The 23,940-nt window shown below is 65.0% G+C and carries 12 protein-coding genes; 6 read left to right on the top strand and 6 right to left on the bottom strand.

Annotated features, from left to right (window positions below; translation table 11 throughout):
- Position 1: 1 nt before the first annotated feature.
- The 3 genes from AC6RV7_RS01680 to AC6RV7_RS01670 form a co-directional block, all read right to left on the bottom strand.
- Positions 2-991 carry a glycoside hydrolase family 130 protein gene (locus AC6RV7_RS01680; RefSeq protein WP_500092158.1) on the bottom strand — a complete coding sequence of 330 codons (990 nt, stop codon included), beginning with the start codon at positions 989-991 and terminating at the stop codon, positions 2-4.
- A gap of 347 nt (positions 992-1,338) precedes the next feature.
- Positions 1,339-2,304 carry a hypothetical protein gene (locus AC6RV7_RS01675; protein WP_500092157.1) on the bottom strand — a complete coding sequence of 322 codons (966 nt, stop codon included), beginning with the start codon at positions 2,302-2,304 and terminating at the stop codon, positions 1,339-1,341.
- Between the two features lie 178 nt (positions 2,305-2,482).
- Positions 2,483-5,446, bottom strand: coding sequence for a golvesin C-terminal-like domain-containing protein (locus AC6RV7_RS01670; RefSeq protein WP_500092156.1), 2,964 nt, complete (start codon positions 5,444-5,446; stop codon positions 2,483-2,485).
- A 1,094-nt stretch (positions 5,447-6,540) separates the two neighbouring features.
- On the opposite strand from AC6RV7_RS01670, the gene AC6RV7_RS01665 reads away from it, so the two are divergent.
- The 3 genes from AC6RV7_RS01665 (at position 6,541) to AC6RV7_RS01655 (ending at position 13,204) form a co-directional block, all read left to right on the top strand.
- A complete protein-coding gene (locus AC6RV7_RS01665) occupies positions 6,541-10,068 on the top strand; it encodes a TonB-dependent receptor plug domain-containing protein (protein WP_500092155.1) in 3,528 nt (1,175 codons plus the stop codon).
- A gap of 78 nt (positions 10,069-10,146) precedes the next feature.
- Positions 10,147-11,748 carry a sulfatase family protein gene (locus AC6RV7_RS01660; RefSeq protein ID WP_500092154.1) on the top strand — a complete coding sequence of 534 codons (1,602 nt, stop codon included), beginning with the start codon at positions 10,147-10,149 and terminating at the stop codon, positions 11,746-11,748.
- A 16-nt stretch (positions 11,749-11,764) separates the two neighbouring features.
- Positions 11,765-13,204 (top strand): hypothetical protein, encoded by a 1,440-nt coding sequence (locus AC6RV7_RS01655; RefSeq protein WP_500092153.1) that lies wholly within the window; start codon positions 11,765-11,767, stop codon positions 13,202-13,204.
- A gap of 26 nt (positions 13,205-13,230) precedes the next feature.
- Here AC6RV7_RS01655 and AC6RV7_RS01650 read toward each other — a convergent pair whose 3' ends face one another.
- Genes AC6RV7_RS01650 through AC6RV7_RS01640 form a run of 3 tightly spaced genes read right to left on the bottom strand, consistent with a single transcriptional unit; the run spans position 13,231 to position 18,816 of the window.
- Positions 13,231-15,057, bottom strand: coding sequence for a sulfatase family protein (locus AC6RV7_RS01650; RefSeq protein WP_500092152.1), 1,827 nt, complete (start codon positions 15,055-15,057; stop codon positions 13,231-13,233).
- 48 nt (positions 15,058-15,105) lie between these two features.
- On the bottom strand, positions 15,106-16,200 hold the full coding sequence (locus AC6RV7_RS01645) for a LacI family DNA-binding transcriptional regulator (protein WP_500092151.1): 1,095 nt from the start codon (positions 16,198-16,200) through the stop codon (positions 15,106-15,108).
- Between the two features lie 48 nt (positions 16,201-16,248).
- A complete protein-coding gene (locus AC6RV7_RS01640; protein WP_500092150.1) occupies positions 16,249-18,816 on the bottom strand; it encodes a CehA/McbA family metallohydrolase in 2,568 nt (855 codons plus the stop codon).
- Positions 18,817-19,126: 310 nt separating this feature from the next.
- Here AC6RV7_RS01640 and AC6RV7_RS01635 point away from each other — a divergent pair, with 310 nt between their 5' ends.
- Genes AC6RV7_RS01635 through AC6RV7_RS01625 form a run of 3 tightly spaced genes read left to right on the top strand, consistent with a single transcriptional unit; the run spans position 19,127 to position 23,857 of the window.
- Positions 19,127-20,419, top strand: coding sequence for an arylsulfatase (locus tag AC6RV7_RS01635; RefSeq protein ID WP_500092149.1), 1,293 nt, complete (start codon positions 19,127-19,129; stop codon positions 20,417-20,419).
- Positions 20,416-22,560, top strand: a complete 2,145-nt coding sequence (locus AC6RV7_RS01630; RefSeq protein WP_500092148.1) for a prenyltransferase/squalene oxidase repeat-containing protein — start codon at positions 20,416-20,418, stop codon at positions 22,558-22,560. The genes AC6RV7_RS01635 and AC6RV7_RS01630 overlap by 4 nt, the downstream gene beginning before the upstream one ends.
- Before the next feature lie 43 nt (positions 22,561-22,603).
- On the top strand, positions 22,604-23,857 hold the full coding sequence (locus AC6RV7_RS01625; RefSeq protein ID WP_500092147.1) for an MFS transporter: 1,254 nt from the start codon (positions 22,604-22,606) through the stop codon (positions 23,855-23,857).
- Positions 23,858-23,940: the final 83 nt, after the last annotated feature.

Here is a 23,940-nt window from a genome sequence, read left to right as displayed (position 1 = left end):
GTTAAACCTTCGAGTTGGCTTTGATGAACGCGATCAACTCGTCCATCTGGCAGAACGCCAGCGTCGTATAAGTGTCGGCCGCGCCGCAGTAGAGTGCGATGCGTCCCGTGGGCGCGTCCACCAGTGCGGTGACTGGAAACACGACGTTGGGCACGAACCCCGTCGTCTCATACGGCGCCTCCGGCATGAGGATCGCCTGATTGGTGCGATAGAGCACCTTCCAGGGCTGATCCAGGTCGAGCAGCGCGGCACCGGTGCTGTAGACGAAGCCGTTGCAGGTGTTCACCACGCCGTGATAAAACAGCAGCCAGCCCTCGCTCGTTTCGATGGGCGCGGGTCCGGCGCCGATTTTTTTGTCCTGCCACCAGGCCAGGCCCTTGGCCATGACGTGACGGTGCCGTCCCCAAAAGGTGAGGTCGGGGCTTTCGCTGTAGAAAATGTCGCCGAACGGCGTGTGGCCCGTGTCGCTGGGGCGGCTCAACATCGCGTAACGTCCGCCGATCTTGCGCGGGAAGAGCACGCCGTTGCGGTTGTAGGGAAGGAAGGCGTTTTCGAGCTGCTCGAAGTGCTCGAAATCGTGGGTGCGCGCGAGGCCGATGGTCGGGCCGAAGTAGCCGTTGCACCAAATCACGTAGTAGGCGTCGTCGAGACGCACGACCCGCGGATCGTAGCCGTATTCCCATTTTCGCACCTCCGGGTCGTCGCAATGGAAGCGGATTTCCTCGGGACTAAACTGCCACCTGATTCCGTCCGCGCTGTGGCCGACGTGCAGATGCGGCATACGGTCTTTGTATTCGGTGCGAAAGACCCCGACAAATTGCCCCCGAAAAGGCACGACGGCGCTGTTGTAGATGCCGGTGGCTTGGGGCAGCGGGCGACGATCGACGATCGGGTTTCCGTCGTAACGCCAGACGACGTCCGGGCATCCGGCGGGCTTGGGCTGCCAGGGAAGGTTGGGAATTGGGTCTCCAACAACAGTGAGATGAGGCATGAGAGAGATCGGATCGCGGAGCCGGAAAGGCGTGGGGCAAGCTAAGTCTGCGATTGGCATCGCCACCGGCAACCTAAAACTTAGCATATGATAATAATGTTTAGTTTTCGGAGGAGGGAGCGTGTCATTGTAGAGAGTCGAGAGCTTAGTAAGATATAAAAACCTGCAAAATAGTAGTTTAAGTCGATAGAGACAATCGCGCATCGGCCGAACTCATTCGGCGTCTCGTTGGCAGATAACTTGCCAATTGCTAAGAACATTTACCGGCCGTCATCTCAGTAATCCTGCGTAAACGTTGCAAAAGGGAAGGGGCACATCCTCCGAGCGCGGCCGCTATGGTCGGCTGCTTAGCGCAACAGCCGGCTGACCCACGCGGTGGGCAGATCAGAGTGAATGAGGGCGCGCTCCGCTGCCGCGCGATCAGCTTCGAGCCACCGCCGCGCGATGTTCTCGATGCGTTGATGGCGGAGGTTTTCGTCCGAGATGTTGCTGGCGAGCGACAGCGCGAGCGCGGGATAGCGTTCGACGAGTGCGCCGGACAAAGCGCTGGTCGAGACGTCCCACGCCTGACCATCGGGCATCGAGCGCAGCCACTCCGCGGCCGCTACCGGATCGTGCCGGCTCCAGGCGAACATGGCCTGCGTGTAGATCTGCTCCTGTTGTGTGCCCTGCAGGAATTGCTGCGCCCAGGTCAACACCGCGCGCGGGTCTTGCTGCGCCCAACCTGAGGTCGCGGCCACGATCGCTTCGTTCTTCACGTCGCCCGGTGGGAGACTGCTGGCGAAGCGCGCGGCGTCGGCCGGAGCGGTTTCCGACCACGCGGCGACCAAGCTGGGCAGCACGCGCTGCCGCTGCGGGCCTTCCGGCAAACGCGCGGCCCAGGTCGATGCGGATACCGGATCGCGGCGGGCCCATTCGTCGACGAGCGCGACGAGCAGGAGCGTGCGGTCGAAGGGGAGGTTCAGCACGAAAGCGAGCGCGGCTTCCGGCTCGACGGCGACCCAGCGATAGCCGAGCTCGAACGCACCGCGGTCGTCGTTGAGGTCTTCTCCGTTTTGCAGCGCCGCCTTCATGGCAGCGCCGAAATCTTCGGTGGGCGTGTCGCCCGTTTCTAGTGCCAAATCGCGCGCGGTGTGGCGGGTAATGGGCAACGAAGGCGCCGCGATGTTTGGCCGCGAGTCCGTCACCGGTGACGGCGCGACCGCTTTCGGCTGCCTCGCGCGGATGCCAAGAATCGCGAGGGGAATCGCGACCGCCAGCACGCCGGCGGTGCCGACGAGCCATCGCTTCGTGCGGCTGGGATCGCTCTGCATGGTTTCGGTTCGGTGGAAAACGGACGGACGAAAGCGTCCGTCCGTTTTCGATGATTACGTCGACAAGAAGTCAGTGAGGTTCAGACCTCGCTCGAAGGTAGCGGCTGTCGGCCCGAAGGCCATTGACCGAGATGGCGGTCGGGACGACCGCCGCTACCTGGGGATCAGGACTCGGCAGTCAAGGCAGAGCTGCGACTTCGGCGGGTGTCAGCGCGCGATTGTAGATGCTGACTTCGTCGAGGAGGCCGTTGAACGTGCGGTCCTGGTTCGCGTTGTTGCCGATGTTCAACACGCCCGCGCTATCGTCGGTGCGGGTGCCGCTGCCATTCCTCGTGAACGCGTAGCTGCTGACCTCGGTGCCGTTCAGGTAGATGTGAACGTTGCTGCCGGTGGCGCTGCCATCCCAGGTGACGACCACGTGCGTCCAGGTGCCGTAGCTCACGGCGTTGTTCGCGGTCTGGCGATTCAGCGACGCGGTGCTGTAGGGCACTTCGAACGAGAGCTGATTCGTGCTCGTGAGGAATAGCTTCGGGCCGTTTTCCTTCTGCAGGATGCGGCCGAAGGAATTTTCGCCGAAGTTGTTGGGCCGCATCCAAGCCGAAATCGTGACCGCGGAGAGATTGTTCAACGAGGAGCTGGCCGCGACGCTCACGGCGTCGTTCGAGCCATCGAAACTCAACGCGCCGCCGGACTGTCCCGTAGTGCGCGTCGGGCTGTTCAACAGCGTGCCGTGGTTGCTTTGGAAGGAAGAGTCCGTGGCCTGGTTGCCGGAGCCTTCGTCGAATTTGTGGAAGAGCACGAGCCCGGCGTCGTTGCCATAAACACGGCACTCGTGGAACGAGGCCCAGCCGTTGTCAGAACCGGTGACCGTGATCCGCACATAGCGCGCGGTGGCGGTGAACAGGTCGGTGGTCGTGCCCCTCTGGGTGTTGCTCGTTTTGTCGACGGCGGTCGTGTAGGTCACGTCGTCGGGGCTGACCTCGATCCGGTAACGATAATAACGCGTCGAGTTCGAGGGGTTATACCAATTGATGAGCACGGTCCGCAGATCGCAGCTCGTGCCGAGATCCACTTTCCACCATTGCGGATAGGAACTCGACGAGGCGGACCAGCGCGTGGAGGAATTGCCGTCGTTGCCGTTCGCAACCTCGTTGCCGGGTTGAAAGCTGCTCGCCGTGGCGTTCTTGCCGTTCGAGAGGAGGGAGCCGACCGGTGTGGTGGCGGAGGCGTCATTGGACCAGCCCGAGCTGCCGCTGGTGTTGTCGGCGCGGACGCGATAGGTGTAGCTCGTGCCCGCGGCGACGGTGGTATCGCTGTGCGAGGTGCTGTTCGCGCCTTTCGTGGTGAGCAGCGAATAACTTCCGCCGCCGGCTTTCCGGTCGATGGTGAAACCGGTCTCGTCGGTCGCGTTGTCGGTCCACGCGAGATTGATCTGGCCCGCGGAGACGGTGGTTGCCGTGAGGGTCGAAGGCGCGGTCGGCGGCGTGCCGCTCGAAGAGACAGGCACCCATTTCACGGCGTCCGCGAGCACGCCGCGGTTGGCGCCGTCGTTGCGGATTCGCACGTTGCCGGCCGTGCCGGCGTTGAACGTGTAGGTGCCCAGCGAAACCCAGGTATTGTAGTTGAGCCGCTGATTCACCGTGACGCTCGTCGTCCCGCCGGCGTGGTTGACGTCGACCGGAGCGTTACTCGCGCGATTGGTGTCTGCCGGATAGCGCATGAACACCTCGTAGCTCCCGGCCGCCGACAAGGTCGGCGTAAACGTCGCGCTTGAGCCCGTGCCCGTGCCGACGGTGCGGAAACCGGAGCCGTAATAGCCGGGAAGATTCGTTGCAGTGCCCCACGTGCCGACGAACGTCGCCGCGGTGTCGTCGATGACGTAGCTGGCGACGGGCGTGACGCTGGCCTCGTTGGACAGGGTGGACACGCCGACGGTGTTCACGCCGGCGACCTTGTAGTAATAGGTCGTGCCGTTCGAGAGTCCCGTGTCGGTGAAAGCCAGCGCCGTGATGCCGGTAGCGATCGGTGTTGCGCCCTGGCCGCCGGGCGTGGTGCTGCGGTAGACGTTGTAACTGCTGGCGCCCGGCGTGAGATCCCACAGCAGCATGGTGCTATTGCTGTCGGGCACGGTGCGCAGATTGGCGGGCGCGGGTGGAGCAGCGGTCGGCGGCACGAGGTAGACGCGGCTGTAGTCCCATTCATAATACGTCCCGTCCAGATTCGAGGCGGGCATCTCGACGTTGACGCTCGCGATCTGGGTGTGGCCCCAGCCGGCGTCGAAGAGAAAGCTCATGTTGATCGGGCGGCCGCCGGGGATGGCGCCCACGGTCCAGGAGTAGGGTGCGCTGCCATGCTGGACGAGAATGCCGTCCACATACATGCCGTAGGTGTTGTCCGCCCGGTAGACCCAGGTCCAGGTGTGCCACTGGGTCGCATCGAAGCTGGTGATACCGGAATTGGCCATGCCGGTCGACCAGCTCGAGTAGCTGACCACGTCCGATCCGGTGACGGAGCCGGAGTGCCAGTAACGTCCATCGAAGTTGGTGAAACCTCCGCCGTTGTCGTAGCCGAAGCTCTCGACGAGGTCGTGCTCGGCGCCGCGCAGCCAGACGTTGCCGGCGGTCCAGATGGCGAACCAGAAGTAGGGCGGCGTGACGTAGCGGACGCGCGTCTCCCAAACGATGTCCATGCCCAACAGCGAGCCGCCGGCGGGGAGTGTCCAGTTCGCCATGAACGAACCGCAGCCGACATCGTGCTGCGTGGGTTGGACCGTGGCTCCGGCGTTGTTCAAAGGCTGGAGATAAGTGAAGAGCGAGTCCGCGGCAAAGGAGCGCACGGGCGGGCAATCCACCCCTTCGATCGGCTGGCCGGACAAGGCGTGAGCGGCGTCCGGTGCAACGATGCTTGCGCCGTAGTTGCCGCCATTGTTGATCGTGTTGAACTGATCACGGTAGAAGAAGTGATTGTTCATGTCCGTGTAGTTCTTGATCGTTCCGTTGGTGCCGAAATTCCAGTTCTTCACCAGGACCGCGCCGCTTCCGCCCAAACCATAGGACGGAACCGGGCCAACGGCAGGGTTGGCGATCGTGCCTCCGCCGATGGTTTCCTGAGCGTGGAGGGACGACGCGAGGAGCAGCAGCATCACTAACAATTCCACGAGCCCGAAGGCTCGGCCTGACCGGTGTTAGCCGACATACGAGGTGTTCATGCTTACATGTGGCCTTGCCATATGATAAATACGGCCTCTTGGGGGAAGAAGTTCGTGCCCGCGGCAAGACGCGAGGGGAAGGGGCAAAAATACCGTTCACGTAATTTATCATAAGACAAGTGAAAGGTGATGGCGTCGGCGCAGGCGAGGAGGAGGCCCGGCCGCGGCGAGCGGATCCGAAATACGCGCCGATCGCGGTGCTATCGCAGTTTCTCAAGCTGCAGCGGCGACGTTGTTTTCACGGGCAACGTCCCGGCCTGAGAGGAACGCATAGATCGCTTTGGCCCCGGTCACTGCCGTTCGGACGGCGTTACCGACCGTTCCATCGGGGAAATTACGGCCCTTCAGCGTAAAGGGCGTCCACTAAACTCTTCCGCGGTCCGATCGGCTCCTCGAGGTATTATGGCGAGGTGCGCGAGCTCGACGCAGAGGAGACGCGGACGCCTTGCGCGGCGGTAGCGGATGGCGAATCCGACGGCGTCGCGCGATGCGATGGTCGCGACCGAACGCCGGGTTTGGCCGCGAACGGCTCGCGTGCCGCTGGCAGGTCACGGCCGCGACGCCTTCGCGCATCCGGACACAAGCAGCCCGGTCCGCTGGTTCACGGACTTGTATCCGCTTCCACCATACCACGGGCCGGCGACAGCGCGGCGCCGGCAGAGGTGACGGCGACACTCGGCGAGCGGTCTTCCGGCGCGCTGTTGCCGTTCGACGGGAAACGCCGCCCGGAACGATCGCGGCGGGATCGCCCGATGCGCGTTGGATCGGGGAGATAACGGTCTTCCTGCGCCGAGTGGCGCAAACACGCAGCCTGATCGGAAAACGATCCAGTTTCATGGCGGAGCGACGGCGAATGTTAACCGGTCCGTCACGCGCCTGTGACTCTTTTCAACGTCTTGAATAGAGCGCGTGTTGCTTGCTCCGGGGGCATTCGCAGCGTGGGCGAGCCCTCCCCCGGCACTGCTTGATTGCCCTGCGCATCTCGATCCTGCCATCGCCGGGAAGAGCACAACCCTGACCCACGCCACATGAATCCCCCGCTCCTCCCCCGCAGCGCGACTTCCTCCGACTCCTTGCTCAGTTCAGTCCGGCGCGCTGCCGCCCTCGCGGCGTTGAGCGCGACGCTGACGGTTTCGCTGGAGGCGCAGAGTTCCTCCGCTGCGGAAGACCTGCTCCCCAAGTCAGACGACGAAATCGTCGAGATGAGTCCCTTCGTCGTCACCTCCGAATCCACCCACGGCTATGCGGCGACGAACACCCTCGCCGGCACGCGCCTGAACACGCCCCTGAAAGACATCGGCACGGCGATCTCGGTCGTTACGAAGGAATTCATGGAGGACATCGGCGCGAGCGGCGCGCAGAGTCTGCTCACTTACACGACGGGCACGGAAGTCGGCGGGTTGAGCGGAAATTTCGCGGGCAGTCCGGTCGCGGATGGCCGGCCGGACTCGAGCGATCAGCGCGAAAATCCGAACAGCAATCAGCGCGTGCGCGGTCTCGCGCGGGCCGAGCTCTCCCGCAACTACTTCCTCACGGACATTCCGTTTGACTCCTACAACACGGATAACGTCACCATCAACCGCGGCCCGAACAGCCTCCTCTTCGGCGTCGGCAGCGCGGGCGGTGTGATCAACAATGCCACCGTGATGCCGGTGTTCGGTCGCAATTTCAAAGAAGTGTCGTTCCGGATCGGCCAGCACGGCTCGCATCGCGAAACGGTCGACATCAACCAGAATATCATCGCGGGCCGGCTCGGCGTGCGCCTGGCGGCGGTCAACGAAAACACCGAGTATCGTCAACGCCCTGCGTTCGAGGAAAACCGCCGCCTCTACGCCAGCGTCCAAGCCGTCCTGCACAAGGGGAAGCGAGGGGAGGTCCTCGGCAACACCACGCTCCGCGCCAGCTTCGAAACCGGCGAGACGGACGGCAATCCGCCGAATCAGCTGCCGCCGAACGACGGTCTCACGAATTGGTGGACGCTGCCGTCGGACACCGATTTTCAGTCCTACACCGGCCAGGCCGCGTCCGGGTTTCTGACCAACGGCACCTTCGTGCCGCAGCGTATCGTCGATCGCCGGCTGCCCAACGGCCAAAGCGGATTCAACAACGGCCCCTACATCTCCGCGTGGTTTCTGCAGATGGCGCTGTTCTATCCGAACTACGGCGGCGGCGCCGCGTCGGTCGCGGGTCAGCAGGGCGGCATGGGCACGCTGCGTTACAGCCAGCTGCCGGTCGCGGCGCGCAACGCGCTCGGTGTGAGCGGTGACATGACTTACGCCGCCTCGCGCAATCTGTTCGGTCTCCCAGTCTATCCCAATTTCACCGCGCAGTCCGTCGATCGGAATGTGTTCGATTACTACAATCTGCTGCTCGCGGGCGACAACGGGTTTCGCCGGCGCGATTTCGATGTGCTCAACGTGACCCTCGAGCAGAGCCTCTGGGATTATCGCGCAGGTCTCGAACTCGCGTTCGACGCGCAGGATTACGAGCAGGACGCGTGGCTGCCGTTCGGCGGCGGCCAGAGCGGCGGCACCGGCCAGGCCGACATCAACGTCGACGTCAACAAGGTGCTCTACGTCACCGCCGACCAGAACGGCGACGGCCAGCCTGAGGCATTCCTCAATCCCAACGCCGGCCGCGCCATGGTGCGCGAGCGCGGCGCGCCCTGGCGCAAGCGCGTGACCGATCGCGAAGCCCAGCGCGCACAGGCCTATTTCAAACTCAACGGCGAGGACTTCCCCGGCGGGGAGCGGCTCGCGTGGTGGATCGGTAAGCACACCTTCACCGGCACCTACATCGGGCAGCGCTACGACTTCCGCAATTCCGTCAGCAACCTCGGCTGGGACAGCGACCAGATCAACGTGGCCGCGATCACCAACAACCAATTGGTGAATCAGGGCAACCGACTCGTCCACAGCGCGTTTTTTCTGAGCGACGATCTCACCGGCGTGACCAATCCCGGCGACGTCCGTCTTCGCCAGGTCCAGGACCGGCTGCCGCAGGCCGGCGAGAAATATCAACTCTACTACTGGTCGCCCGGCGCGAACGGTTCGGTTCAGAGCGGGAACTTTTACGTCCGGCGTTACCTCGCCGACGAGACGATCGGCCGCACCGAGCTCGATTCGAAGATCGTCAGCTGGCAGAGCGATCTGCTCGGCGGTCACGTCAAAGGCCTGGTCGGCTGGCGCGAGGATTCGCAGACGATCTACGAGATGGTCGATTACGATAACGACGGCGATCCGACGACGGAATTCCGGTTCGACGACGGCGAATGGAATCCCGCGTCCACGGTGTTGAGCGGCGATCCGATCGGGCCGAAGGAGGTCGCGCGCTCGCTGACGTGGAGCGTCGTCGGCGTGTATCCGGAAAAGCTGCTGCCGAAGCTGCCGCTGGGCGCCGAGCTGCGCCTGTTCGTGAACGGATCCGAAAACTTCGAACCGATCGGCGCGCGGCGTAATCTCGATGGCGATACGCTCGCGTCGCCGAGCGGCGAAACGCGGGAGTGGGGCGGCATCCTCGAATTGTTCGAAGGCAAATACTCCGCGCGGATGAACTTCTTCGAGACGAAGGTCGCCGGCTCGACCTACAGTGCGTTGAACTCGGCGAGCAACGCGATCGTCACGCTGCCGCGCACGTGGGCGCAGCGCTACATCACCGCGTTCGCGAACTGGCGGGACGATCCGAACTTTACGAGCGAGGCCGACGCGATCGCCGCGTTCAACCCCGCGCTCGTGGCCGCCGGCCTCGATTCGGCCGACAAGATCTACCAGCACATCTTCAGCCTGCAGCCGGAGGCGATTCGCGCGCAGACCGACTATCGCATCGAGGATGTGAACGGGCTGCCGGAACCGCGCTTCAACGACATCGAGGGTCTCGTCGCCACGAGCGACTTCCTCGCCAAAGGCTGGGAGTTCGAACTCGTGGCCAATCCCACGCGCAGCCTTCGCCTCGCGCTCAACATCGCCAAACAGGAGACGGTGCAGACGAACCTCGCGCCGGATCTGAAGAAATACAGCGCCGAGATGCTCCAGCTGCTGCAGGCGTCGCCGCTCTACAACACGAAGGACGTCCCGGATTCCCCGGACGAACCCAACACCTTCGCGACGCGTTATCGCAACGCCGTCACCTCGCTGCTCGCCGCGGAAGCGGCGAAGGAAGGCACCGTTTCGCTCGAGCAGCGCAAATACCGCGCAAACTTCATCGCGAACTACACCTTCCGTGACGGCTGGCTGAAAGGCTTCAGCTTCGGCGGCGCCGCGCGTTATCAATCGAAGGTCGCAACCGGTTATCCGACGGCGCCGAACGAAAGCGGCAGCCCGGTGCCGCTGCTCGATCAGGCGTTCTTCTCGAACCCGGAAGTGCGCGGCGATCTGTTCTTCGGCTATTCGCGAAAAATCCTGGGCGGTCGCGTCCAATGGAAGTCGCAGCTCAACATCCGCGATGCGTTCGGTTCGCGCGCTCCGATCCCGGTCTGGACCAATCCCGACGGTCAGGTCGCGGTCGTGCGCGTGCCGCCGCTCACGCAGGTGTTTTGGACCAACACGTTTCGTTTCTAAGCGTGGCGCGGTCCACTCGCGGCTCGTCCGCGGGTTTGGATCTCGCCTGCGCGCCACCCTCGGATGAACCGTCGTTGCATGCACCCCAACGTTCTTTTCGCAGGTCTCGGCGCGGCGCTGGCCCTGGCCGGCGTCGACGCCGCGGAGGCGGCGCGGCGTCCGAACATCGTGTTCATCTTTTCCGACGATCACGCGTATCAGGCGATCAGCGCCTACGGTGATCCGCGGAAGCTGCTCGTTACGCCGAATCTGGATCGAATCGCGCGCGACGGCATCCGCTTCGATCGGTGCGTCGTGCCGAATTCGATTTGCGGACCGAGCCGGGCGACGGTGCTGACCGGCACGTATAATCACATCAACGGCTTCACGAACAACGCGCCCAACGCGCGCTTCGACGGCTCGCAGACGACCTTTCCAAAACTGCTGCAGCGCGCCGGCTATCAGACTGCGATCGTCGGAAAGTGGCACCTCGGTTCCGATCCGACCGGTTTCGATTTCTGGCAAGTCCTGCCGAATCAAGGCGACTACTACGATCCGCCGATGATTCGGAACGGGGAAAGAATCCAGGTCGACGGTTACGTGACGGACCTCGTCACGGACGTGGCGCTCGACTGGTTGGAACAGCGCGACAAATCGAAGCCGTTTCTACTGATGTGCCAGCACAAGGCGCCGCATCGGGAATGGCTGCCCGCGCTGCGGCACCTCCATGCCGACGGCGATCGCGTTTATCCGGAGCCGGCGACGTTGTTCGACGACTACGAAGGACGCGGTCCCGCCGAGCACGAGCAGGACATGACCATCGCGGCGACGATGAACGAGCGCGACCTTAAGCTGGTCCGTCCGCACAAGCTACCGGAGCGGTTTCACGCGGAGTGGGACGCGTATTACGAGCCGCGTAATGCGGCGTTTCGCGCCGAGAACCCCCAGGGACGCGACCTCGTGCGCTGGAAGTATCAACGCTACCTGCACGATTATCTCGCGACGCTCCGCGCGGTGGACGAAAACGTCGGCCGCGTGCTCGATTATTTGGAGCGGGAAGGCCTGGCCGAAAACACGCTGGTGGTCTACGCCTCGGACCAGGGCTTCTTTCTGGGCGAGCACGGCTGGTTCGACAAACGCTGGATCTACGAGGAATCGTTGCGGACGCCGCTACTCATGCGCTGGCCGGGCGTGATCGAGCCGGGGCGCGTGGATCGTCACCTCGTTTCGAATCTGGATTTCGCGGAGACGTTTCTCGAGGCCGCCGGCGTGCCGGTGCCCGCGGAGATGCAGGGCCGCAGCCTCCTGCCGCTGTTGCGCGGCGAGAAACCGGACGACTGGCGCACGTCCTTTTATTATCAATACTACGAGTTTCCCCAGCCGCATCGCGTGCAGCCGCACTACGGCGTGGTGACGGATCGGTTCAAACTCGTGCAGTTCTTCGGGCCCGAGGCCGAGCGTTTTGCGCCTGAGCTGTTCGATTTGCAGAGTGATCCGCAGGAGTTGCGGAGCGTTTACGAAGGGCCCGAGTATCGTGAAACCCGCGAGCAGCTCACGTCAGAGCTGGCGCGTTTGCGCCGCGAGCTGCGCGTGCCGGACGAGATTCCGCAAAGCTGGTATCGCGGGCAGGGCGGTGGGGGAGACGCGGGCGGCAGCGGAGGCGGCGGGGCCGGGAGCCCCCCGCCCTACAAACTAAACTGAAATCGATCTCGAGCGTATGAGCGTGATGCGTGGTTTTCTCCCGGTGTTGCTGCTGTGCGTCGCGACGAGCGCGGGCGCGGCGGAGTATCGCGTCGAGATCGATCCCGCGGTAGAGCTCGGCGTCGTCTCGCGCGAGCTGATGGGGTTCAACGCCATCTATTCGAACGAACCGGACGCACAATGGCAGCGCGGGCGCGGCCCGGTGCCGGCGTTGCTGGCGGAGATCAATGCCGGCGTAGTGCGTTATCCGGCGGGGACGGTGACGACGTTTTACCATTGGCGCGAACCGACCGTGCCGGGATGGAAAGACAGCTGGGCGCCGGACTACGATCCGGCGAAGAACCTGCCGGAGTCGGCGACGATGAGTCTCGACGAGTATCTCGATTACGTCGCACTGCGGGGCATCACGCCGCTCGTCGGCATCAATCTGGGCTCGGGAAAAAAATACGATCGCGTGACCGACGGCATCGCTGAGGCGGAGGCGTTGGTGCGTCACTGCCTCGCGCGCGGCGCGCACGTCAAATACTACTACCTCGACAACGAGCCGTATCAGCCCGACGCGAACTACACGTATACGTCGGAAGAATACGCGGAGCAGATCAATCTCTACGCGCCCGCGCTGCGAGCGATCGATCCGGAGATCAAGCTCATCGCCAACCTGCATCCGTCACCGAAGAAAGCGGATTACGTGCGCGGCGTCGTGGAGCTGGCGGGCGCGCAGATCGATTTCGTGGACCTGCATTTTTACTGGCGGCATGGCAACGCGACGTTCGCGAACTGGATGGCGGAGCCGCGCATGACGCACCAGCAGACGCGGCCATATGCCGAGCAGCGTGCGTTCTACCGGAAACTTTTCGCCGACGCCGGTCATCCTCACATCGAGCTCGCGGTGCTGGAGTGGAACATCGGACCTGTGCGCCAGGGAACGCCGCCGACGCAGGCCGAGGCGGCGTTGATGGTTAGCGAGCAGTTCCTGCAACTGGTGCAGTCCGGGATGAAGCTCGCCGCGTTCTGGCCGTTGCATTGGGAACGTGCCGAGTGGAGCCGCGCGCTGCTGAGCTCCGATCCTGCCGCCGCATTTCAACCTAACAAAGTTCATGGAATGTTTCGCCTCGTCGCGGATCTGCCGGGTCGCACGCAGTTGCGCGTGGGCGTGACGGGAAATGCGCCGGCCGAGTGGGTGACCTGCGTCGCGGCGCGCAGCGCGAACGGCGACGTGACGGTTTATCTGCTCAACAAGCGCGCCGACGAACCGGCTTCGACGTTCGCCATCGCGATTCCCGATTTGGAGACGTTCGGCGATATCGATGCGGTGGCATTCAATCGCAGCGACGCTTCCGCCGGCCCGCTGGCGGTGCACGACCTCGCGGTCGAGCGCACGCAGGACGCCGTGCGACTGACGCTCCCGCCGTATTCGTTCGCCAAGGTGATCCTTCGGCGGGCGTCCGCGCGCTGAGCGGTCTCTTACTGGATGAGTCCAGCTCAGCGTTCCACTAGCGGCCGCGCGGCGCGGACGACCAGATCGTCGGCTTTGACCTCTTCGCCGGGTCGCGCGAGCGTTCGCACGCGGGCGGAAACCGCCGCGGGATATGGCCGCGATAGATGAGCGAGGGCGTTGAGCGTGAAGAGCGGGAGCATGGGCGCGTCGGTGGCGTGGAGTGCGTCGGCGAGCACGCGCCACGCGTCGGCGTTCGTGTCGCGCAGCAGGAGCGTCTCGGCGGCGGCGACGCGCACGACCGGATCGGAATCCTGGAGGAGCTTCGTGAAATCTGCCGGCAGCACCTTCGTTCGGCGGGCGGTGACCGCGCCCCAATAACGCAGCAGCGGTGACGGCGCGTGAAGCGCGTCGGCGAGTCGGTCGGACGGCGGTGCGTCGGCGAGCTGGACGTCGTCGAGGAACGCGATCGTTTCCGCCAGAGGATAAACGGAGGTGTCGGCCAACGCGGTGGCGGGCGAGCGGTCCGCGGCGCGCGCGAGCATCATTGGCTCCGGCATGAAACCGGTGTCGTGCAGTTTCAGCAGGTCGGCGTTGAGCGCGGCGCGTAGTCGCTCGAGCGTGGCGCGGTAGCGGGGATCGCGGGCGAGGTTGTGAACGTTGTCCGGATCCGCGGTGTCGTCGTAAAGTTCCTCGACCTGCTTCGGCTCGAAAAACGCGCGCTGCGTGGCGTTGAGTTTTCCGGCGTGGTGCAGCTCCGCCCACTCCTGCTGCGAGGCCTGTTTCCATTGATAGGTTTGGAACTGGCCCCACGGTTGATCCGGGAGGTAGTTGCGGAGGTAGCGGAATTTTCCGTCGACGACGGCGCGCGAGAGTTCGTAGCGCTCGTCCATTCGATCGCGAAACATCGGTAGTACCGCGGGCGCGGGCGTGCGCGCGGGGCCGGCGAAGGCGCGGCCCTGGAACTGCGCCGGCAACGGCACGCCGGCGAGACTGAGGACGGTGGGCGCGAGATCGACGAGACTCACGAGTTCGTCGGTCCGGGTGCCCGCGGCGTGCGGCGCGAGGTGACGGAATTTGGCGGGAAAATGAACCACGAGCGGAAGGTGCGTGCCGCTGTCGTAAAGCGTGCGCTTGCTGCGCGACACGCTCCCGCCGTTGTCCGCGTAATAGAAGACGATCGTGTCTTCGAGGAGTCCGTCTTTGGCCAACTCGTCGAGCGTGCGGCCGATGGCTGCGTCGGCGGCCGCGACGCGATCGTAGAACTGCGCGAGGTCGGCACGGACCGTCGGCGTGTCGGGCAGATAGGCGGGCACGCGCACACGCGCCGGATCCGTGGTCAGCGGCTGCCGCGAATGCAGGCTGCTCTCGTGCGATTGCGCGAAGTTAATGACGGCGAAAAACGGTTGCCCCGGCGCGCGGTCGCGCCAGCTGGCTTGACGATCGTTGCGATCCCATGCGGCGGCGAAAGGCGTGGACGTGTTGTAGTCGGTCTTGTTGGCGTTGGTGCAGAAATAGCCGGCGTCGCGGAGAAACTCGGGGAAGAATTTCACGCCGTCCGGCAGGGGATTGTGGCTGCGCATGTGCTGCGCGCCGAGCGACACGGCGTAACGTCCGGTGATGATGCTGGCGCGCGTGGGGGCGCAGACCGGCGTTGGGCAATAGGCGCGCGTGTAGGTGACGCCGTTTTTTGCGAGGCGATCGAGGACCGGGGTGCGCGCGTTGGCGTCGCCGTAAGGACCGGAGTAGTTGAACGTCGTGTCCTCGTGCACGACCCAGAGAATGTTGGGGCGCGAGGCGGAGACGGCGGCGGCGGACGAGGCGAGCGCGGCGATAGCGAACGCCGCAGCGAGAAGGACGAATCGGGGCATCATGAGAGCAAAAGAGGAGAGCGTCGCGAAATCGGCCGCGCCGCGTCGCGATCAGGCGCGCAGCAGATCGGCGAAAAAGAACGTGTCGAGGTCGAGCGGCGGACCGACGCGGCGGACAGTTTTCCCGCGATGCCAGGTGCCCGAGACAAAGTAGTTCATTGCGCGCGCGGGCGGGCCGAATTCGCCGCGGTGCATCTGGGACACGACCAATTCCACCGCGGCCGCGCCGATGTCGCTGCTGTTGCCGTGAATGCCGGCGTCGGTGCCGTATTCCGGCAGCCAATCGAGATGCACCCAGCCGAGGTCGTCAGGGATCTGGCGTCCGAATTTCTGCAGCAGCTCGAGAATCGACGGATGCGTGCCGAGGACGACGTCGGGCTGGTGTTCCTCGAGCCAGGCGCGAAACGTCTCCGGCGATTCGTCGGCGCCATGGCAAATGGGAATCCGCGCCACTCCGGCGGTGTATTCCTGCACAGCCCAGAAACCCGCGGAACAACGGTGCGACATCGCGCTGTCGAAGTGACCCCCGAGCGCGAGCCCGAGCCGGCGATAACCGAGGGCGAGCACTTCGCGCGCGGCGAGGACGGCGCGCATGTATTGGTCGTTGGCGACGTAGTGGATCTGTGGATTCGCGAGCGGCACGCCGAGGCAGACGGCGGCGAGCGAATCGATTTCGAAGGGCAGCGTGCGATTCGGACAAAGCGGGCTCGCCATGTGCGAAACGATCAGGCCGGTGATGTTGCGCGTGTGCAGCATCTCGAGCAATCGCCGCGGCGGCAGCTGCGGGCTGAGGAAGAACTCGTCGATGTTGTAGCCGAGTTCGGCCGCGCGCCGGCGGGCGCCTTTGAGATAGTTCCGGTGAACGTGTCCGCGCAGTCGCGGCGTCGCTTCCGGCATCGTGTGCAGAAAGCCCAGCGTGCCGCGATAACCCGCGCTGCGCCGGCGCACGCGCGAGAGGAGCAGCGACACGAGCGGGTTCGGCGAATAGCCGAGCCGCTTCGCCGCGTCGTGCACCCGCTGGCGCGTCGCGGGCGGCAGGCGCGGATCGTTGCGCAGTGCGAGCGAGACCGTCGACAGGTGCACGCCGACCGCGTCGGCGATCATCTGCTGCGTGACGATCGGTTTGCCGATGTTGTTGGACGCCATGGGAAGCCTCGTCGGAAAACCTGAATGCGTGGCCGCGCGCGGGCGGACTCAATCGTTATCTTTGCCGCGTTCGCCCTTGCGCGGTTTGCCGTCGGGCAGCGGCAGGCCGAGCGTGTCGCGATTCGCGGTGAAGCCGCCGCCGTCGACGTCGACGAAGATGGGATTGGCCACCGCGATCGGACGCAATTTGCCGAACGGTCCGCTCGACAACTTCGCCATGGTTTCGTTTTCGCCGGTGGCCACGACGATCAGGTGCGCGTCGCGTTCGAACGTGAGGGGAACGATGCACTCGAACTGCAGGGCGTCGTCGCGAAACGCCTCGGGCGAATGCGCTCGCGTGAAATTGGCTGCGGGGAGCTGGCGGCCGTTGACGAGCACCTGCACGCGATCGATCCGCGACCAGCCGGCCTGGTAAACTTTGATCGTCACGTTCACCTTGCCGTCGGTCGCCGTGACGTCGTCGCCAGGAATCGCGTCGCCGATGGCCACGTCGAGGAACGGTCCGTTGCTCATCACGACGTGACCGCGCTTCGCCGCGCGCGCCACGACCCAGGGATCGAGGCGGGAGATGTCGGTGTCGTCGACGCGCACGTAGTTGAACACCGATCCGCTCACCGGGCTGACGTTGTGCGAGTCGGTGTTGGCGGTGCCGTAGATGCGATCACCTTGATTCAACATCTGCAGCCAGTGGAACGCGCGGCCGCGGTGTTCGTCGCGATTGTCCGGGGCGGTGTCGGCGAGGAGCGTGTGCATGGCTTCGCGGATTTCCATGACGTCGGTGATCTCGCGCGTGCCGAAACCGCCGTCGGCGACGCCGTCGCGATCGCGGTCGAAATAGAGCCAGCCGATGTTCGGATGATTTTGCTGCATCAGCTTCGGCGAGCGGTCGTCGAGCTCGAAGAGGCGCCGCATCTGCACGCCCGGATCGACGTCGGTGCGCGGCGCGCCGTAGCCCTGCAACTCCGGGCGGATCTGCAGCGGAAACGCGATCTGGTGATTGATGTCGCCCGGGCCCGGGCGTCCGCTCAGCTCGATCGACGGCGCGGACGCGATGTAGCGGCCGATCCCCAGCGCCTCGATCGTCGGCGTGTAGGTGGAGATGCGATTGTGCTCGGTGGCCGGGGCGAACTCGATCCCGGCGCCGGCAAGATTGAGCACACGCGCCTGCTGCTCGACCGCGGAATCGCCGCTGCCGGTGGAGTGGTTGTGGAAATCCGCCGTGATCCAGCCGGGCGTCGTGAACGCGCGACGCAAACGTGCGGTCGCGCGCGTCGTCTCGCCGGTGGTGACCTTCACCGGCACGACCTCAAGCTCGAATTCCGGACCACGGGAAACGTGCACCGCGTAATCGCCCGGCGGAACGGGAAACGTGTCCGTGCCCCGCGCGCTGTAGAAGAGGCTCGCCGCGCCATGCGCCCGTTTTTGCGGGCCGAGAAACGGATTCGGCGTGTCGCCACGGCCGCGCAGTTCGATCTTCACCGGGAGACGCGCACCCGAGCCGGTCTCGGCGACGTCGAGCGCGAGGAAGCTTCGCGCCGGCAGCGCGCGCTTCGTTTCGCCGACGGGTTTTCCGCCCGAAATTTCCAGCGGAAACGTCAGCGCTTCGCGGCCGATCTGCTCGCACGCAACCTCGTAGTTTCCATCCGCGAGTGGCAGGCGCACGGCGCCGCGCGCATTGGCGATGGCGGAGGAGTAGAACTTGCCGTCGCGCGTGACGTGGCAACGCACCCCGGGCGCGGGGGAGCCGTCGGTTTCGGTGACGTGAAGCACGACGGCGGACGCGGGACGCTGGAGCGCGTCGGCGGCCGCGAGTTGCACGCCCGCGATGTCGCGGGCAACGACGAGGTAGCGGGAAACCTCCAGCCGTTCGCCAGGGGCGAGCGAATACTCGGCCTTCGCGTCGGGCGTGAGCGCGGGATAATGCACCAGCGAACCGAGATCGCGGAGATTGCGGCGCGAGAGATCGCGCACCGTGGCTTGCGCGCGGCCGTCGCTCGCGACGAGACCGTAAGCGGCGTCGAACCACGGGTTGTCCATCGCGATCACCGGATGTTCGCCCGGCTCCTGCGGGCAGACGAGATCGTTGTCGAGCCGCAGCCAGTCGCGCACGACGACGGTGACCGCCGCATCGGACGGATTTTCGTGAATCGTGCGGAGGTGGAGAAACGCTTCGCCGTCGCGCAGCCGATAAATCGTCGTGGTGCGATACGGTTCCTCGGGGCTCGGATCGCGGATCACGGCGAGCTCGGCAACGTTGCCCTTAGCCCGGCGGACCTCCGCGCGATTCGCCGACACGCCGGTGGGTCGGTAGCCCATCGGGTAGAGCACGACGAGCTGGTCGTTGTTGTCGGCGAGCGAAGTGAAATCGAGCACGGCGCCCTGGACGCCTTCGACCATCTGGTTGGCGTCGCGCCAGTCGGCGGTTTTGCCGATGACGGCGACGACGCGGTCGTTGCGCAGGAGCCAGTCGCCGATCATGCCATCGGCTTCCTTGCCGCCGGGTAGCGCGGCGCGGGTTTCGGCGGTGACTTGGAAAACCTCCGCCGCGGACGCGGCGAGGCAGCAGGTGGTGACGCCGAGCAGGGCGCCGAACGTGCGAAACGGGACAAAATTCATGGTAGGGCGGGGGCGTGAGCGTCGTATACCGCGGAAAGAGGGACGCAACGGGTGGATTATTCAATTCGTTGAATGCAACGATTCCGTGGCGGGGAGCGCCGCGCGCTTTCGGAAAGTGCAACGAATTGAACGACGCCCGAATTGCGCCGCGCGGCGTCGTCGCGGCACAACTCGGCCGCGGTGCGACGGGTTCGATCGCCACGCCGGTTTTTCACCTCACCGCGCCGCTTCGTCTGCCTGTTTGCCCATGAAATTGCGAGTCTCCGCCCTATTCCTCGCCCTTGTTGCCCTCGCCCCCGCTGCTCCGTCGATGCCCCCCAATGTAATTTTCATCCTCGCGGACGATCTCGGCTACGGCGACCTCGGCGCGTTCGGTCAGAAACTCATCCAGACGCCGCGACTCGATCGGATGGCGGCGGAAGGCATGAAGTTCGTGCAGTCGTATGCGGGCGCGACGGTGTGCGCGCCGTCGCGCTGCAGTCTGATGACCGGCATGCACAACGGCCACGCGGCGATCCGCGGCAATCGCGAGATCAAGCCCGAGGGCCAGCAGCCGATGCCGGCGGATACGTTTACCGTCGCGCATTTGTTTCAGCGCGCGGGCTACGCCACGGGTTGCACCGGCAAATGGGGCCTTGGTCATCCCGGCTCGACGAGCACGCCCGACCGCATGGGCTTCGATTATTTCTTTGGCTACAACTGCCAGCTGCGCGCGCACGAGTATTATCCCGATCACCTGTGGCGGAACGACGAGCGCGTGGAGCTGGACGGGAAAACGTATTCGCACGATCTCATCGCCGACGAAGCGCTGGGTTTCATCCGCGCCAATCGTGACCGGCCGTTTTTCCTCTATGCGGCGTTCACGATTCCGCATGCCAAGCTGCAGGTGCCGGATCTCGGACCGTATGCGGACGAGCCGTGGCCGGATAACCTCAAGAAACTCGCCGCGATGATCACGCGCCTCGATCGCGATGTGGGCCGGATGTTCGATCTGCTCAAGGAACTCGGGATCGACGAGCGCACGCTGGTCTTCTTTTGCAGCGACAACGGCGCCGCGCATCGCGACGAACTGTTCCGGCACTCCGGCGACCTGCGCGGCTATAAACGTGACATGTATGAAGGCGGTCTCCGCTCGCCGAGCCTCGCGCGCTGGCCGGGGAAAATTCCGGCGGGAACGGTGAGCGAGCAGGTGTGGACGTTCTACGATCTCCTGCCGACGATCGGCGAACTCGTCGGCCAGCAACCTCCGAACGCGGTCGACGGCGTGTCCGTGCTGCCGGCGCTGTTGGATCCGTCGGCTAAAGTCGAACATCCGCCGCTCTATTTCGAGTTTCACGAGCGCGGTTTCGATCAGGCGTCGCGGCGCGGAAACTGGAAGGCCGTGCGCCATGGCACGAAGGGAGCGATCGAACTTTACGACCTCGCCGCGGATCCGTCGGAAACGCGCGACGTTGCTGCGAAGCATCCGGACGAAGTCGCGTGGTTCACGGAGTTTTTCCGGACCGCGCGCACGGACAGTGCGGTGTGGCCGATCGACGAGACGCCGCGTCCACGCCGGGCGTCTCCGGCAAAGCCGGCGGCAGCGCAGGGCGAAACCTCATGAGCGAGACGGTGCCTCGGGCGGGATCGACGCGACGCGAGCTGCTGAAAGGCTTCGCGGCCGCTGGCATCGTCGGGCTGCTGCCGCGTTCCTTGGCTCAAACCGCGGGTGCGAGTGACACCGCGGGCGGGCAAAGGCGCGTGCTCGATTATCTGGAGAGCCTCGCGCGGCCGGATCACGGTTACGCCTTCGCGGATCAGCAGCGGTCGCATCTCACGCCCACGTTTGCGGCGATCGCGTGTTATCGGATCCTGGGGACCGAGGTTCCGCGACGGGATCGGTTGATCGAGTTTGTGCGGACGCATCACCCGCGCGAACTGAAGAAGCTGGAACAAGAGCGGCGCATCTTCGAATACCAGCAGATCCAGGCGCTGGCGTGGCTCGGCGCGGACCTCGGGGAGTTTCGCGAGAGAATCGCGGCGATCGTTGTCCCGCAGAACTACTACCGCCAATACGAGCGGCACGGCCATCCCATCTTTCAGTCGGAGACCGGACTCGTGCAGTGTCATGCATTGCTGGGATTGCCGCTGGAACGGCTCGCGCCGGCGTTCACCGATTACGTGCGCACGCGGCGGCGGGCGAATGGCAGCTACAACAACACGCCGGCGGCGGAAGGCGGCGACGGCCATGCGATGAACACCCTGTGGGGCTTGCGCGCGGCGCAGCTGCTCGGCGGTGCCGACGAGTTGCGTGCTGAAACCACGGCGTGGCTGCAGGCGTGTCAGCGCCCCGGCGGCGGTTTCACGTATCAACCGCAGCCCGCGTTCGCCGGCGTGGAGGACATCGCTTACACGCGCGCGGCGGCGGTGGCGTTGCGCCTGCTCGGGGCTGCGCCGAAGAATCGCGACGCGTGCGTCGCCTGGGTGCTTTCGCTCGCGACGGCGGACGGCGGTTTCAGCGATCAACCCGGCTGGCAAAGCAATCCGCTCGCGACGTATTGCGCGCTTGAAACCCTGGATGCGCTCGGCGCGCTCGACGCGCTGGAGTCGCTGCGACGACCGGCGGCGCGCAAGCGCGTCGCGTTGCCGCCGGATCTGAAAATTTTCTCCGCGCAACTGGAAGCACACGGCACCGGCAGTCCGTCGGAGGCGGTGGCGCTGGCGGCGGCGTTGAAGATCGATCTCTGGGGCGCGAAAAATGCGAAACCCGGCTGGATCGAACGCGCGCAGGCAATCGCGCGCGAGCGCGGCGCGCCGGTGCAGTTCTTCGTCGCCAACGAGGAGTATGGCACGTGGGTGGATGTGCCGGGCCTCGGCACCTACAGCCACACGAGCGATTTATTCGCGCCCGCGGGGGTGGACTTCGGCCGCCCGATGAAGAAGCCGGAGGCGACGAGCTGGCGGGAGTATCGCGAGACGCGAATTGGGGAAGTGATGCGCGCGCGCGGCCGGTTCTTCTGGCAGTTCGGGGAAAACGAAGAGTTCGCGCGTTTGTTGCTAGACGATTCCGTCGCACGCGGCGGCTTCGCGGCGATCAGCACGTTTCATTTCGGCAATCCGGATTTCACGAATACGGAGCCTTTCCTTCATCGCTGGCGCGGACAGATCCCGTGGGTGGCGCTGCAGGATGCGCACGGGTCTGAGCCGTGGTGGTGGAGCGACATGACCGCGGGGTATCGCACGCTTTTCCTCGGCCGCGAACCGACGTGGGACGCGTGGCTCGAGGCGTTGGAGCGCAACTGGACGGTGGCGGTGCGTCACGATCCCGTCAGCCGGGACGAGACGTGGATGCACGCCGGCTCCGATGACGTGCTCGAGTTTGTGCGTGCACGTGAAAACGCCTGGCGTTGGTGGGGCGAGTCGCCGGCGGTGCGGCGTCCGCTCGCGTCGCTCGTGGTGCTGCGGCCCGAAGACGAGTTCGAGCAGGGCCGGCCGGATCGCGGAATCGCGCTCCGGCTGCGCTGTGCGTGGCAGTTGACGCAACCTGCGCCGCATCGAGAACTGGCGACGTTTGAGTCGCTCGTGGTGGACGGGCAGGAGCGGGAGCCGGTGCTGGTCGAGGATCGGCAGCCACGCGCGCCGAATGGTGCGGACCGTTATCGCTTGCTGACGCTCGGAGAAGTCGGGGCGGGTCCGCACTCGGCGACCGCGATCGTCCGGAATGTCAAAACGGGGAAACGGGAACAAATAACGGTCGCCTTCTGAATAGACCTTCGCGCTCGTATGCGTATTGTCCGCCGACCCCGTTATGTCCGTTACCCCCACGCGAGCCGCGGCGCAATCGCTGCCGACGATGATTCGTCTCGGCGCGATGATGGCTGGAGCGTCGACGGTGGACGCGCTCAGCGCGAGTTTGCTGCCGATCACCGCGCGGCATTTCACGGACAGCGTCTGGTTGATCAGCGTGATGGTGGCGGCGAACCGCGTGTGCGGTTTTTTGATTCAACCCTACGCGGCGTGGAAAAGTGACCGGTTGCCTGGCCGCCGCGGTGCGCTGCTGCGCCTTGCGTGGCCGGCGACGTTGGTGTCGGTCGGCGTGCTCGGCGCGCTGCCGATGCTGGTGCCGGCGGAGTATGCGACGACGTTGGCGGCGGTCGCGCTGCTCTTCCTGGTGAATCTGGCGCTGCAGGTGTTCCTCGACATTTGCTACGGCTCGGGCGACCCGCTGTATGGCGACACGTTTGTCGCGGGCGAAATCGGGCGGGCGAATGGCGTGCGGATGATCGCGTCGACGCTCGCGACATTTGCGATGACCTGTGTGTTTGTGCCATTGGCGGACCGGCACGAGTTTTATCCTTATCTGGGCGCGATGGTGTTCGTGGCGGTTTCCTGGGTGGTGGCGAAACGATATTTGCGGGAGCGCGCGCCGGCGGCGCTGCCCCCGCGGGAGCGTTATGCGCCGTGGCGACCGCTGGCGGAACTGCGCGATCCGCAAACGCGGAACGTGGCGATCGTGGCGAGCGCGGTGCTGGTGTCGCACGCGCTCACCGAGATGCTGCATGCGCTTTTCGTGACGGAGACGCTGGGACTCTCAATGACAGCGCTGGGGTGGACCATGACGGGCAGCCTCGTGCTCGGTCTGGCGTGCGCTTACCCGATCGGCATGTTGATCGACCGCTGCGGCGCGCGAGCGGTGTTGGCGGTAGGCTTCGTCCTGCTCGCGCTCGTGGAGCTGGCGTTTGTATTCTGGGTGAAGGACATCGTGACGCTCACGGCGTGTCTCGTGGGTTTCAAGATCGCGTGGGTCAGCGTGCACCTGCCGGTTTTGCCGCTGCTGTTTCACAACACGCCGCCGGCGCGTCGCGGCTCGATTTTCGCGGCCGTGCAAATGACGCGCGCGGGCGTGACCAGCGTCGCCACGATCCTCACGGGCTTTCTGGCCACGATGGTGAGCTCGTATCGTGTGTGCTATTTCGTGGCCGCGCTCGTGGGTGTCGTAGGCGTGATCTGGGCGATGCGCCTTTCGCGGGTGGATCGCTGGCCCACGCCGCAGCCGGCCTGAGGCGTCGGCGGTCGCGCGTCGCGCGGATGCGGGTCGGCATGAATCGCGCGGCGGGGCGTGTATTCAACACTTGAATGAGGCGT

It is taken from the genome of Opitutus sp. sgz309028, from assembly GCF_059821195.1.
The sequence above is the reverse complement of the archived record's forward strand: the minus strand, read 5'-3'. Positions and strand labels throughout refer to the sequence as shown.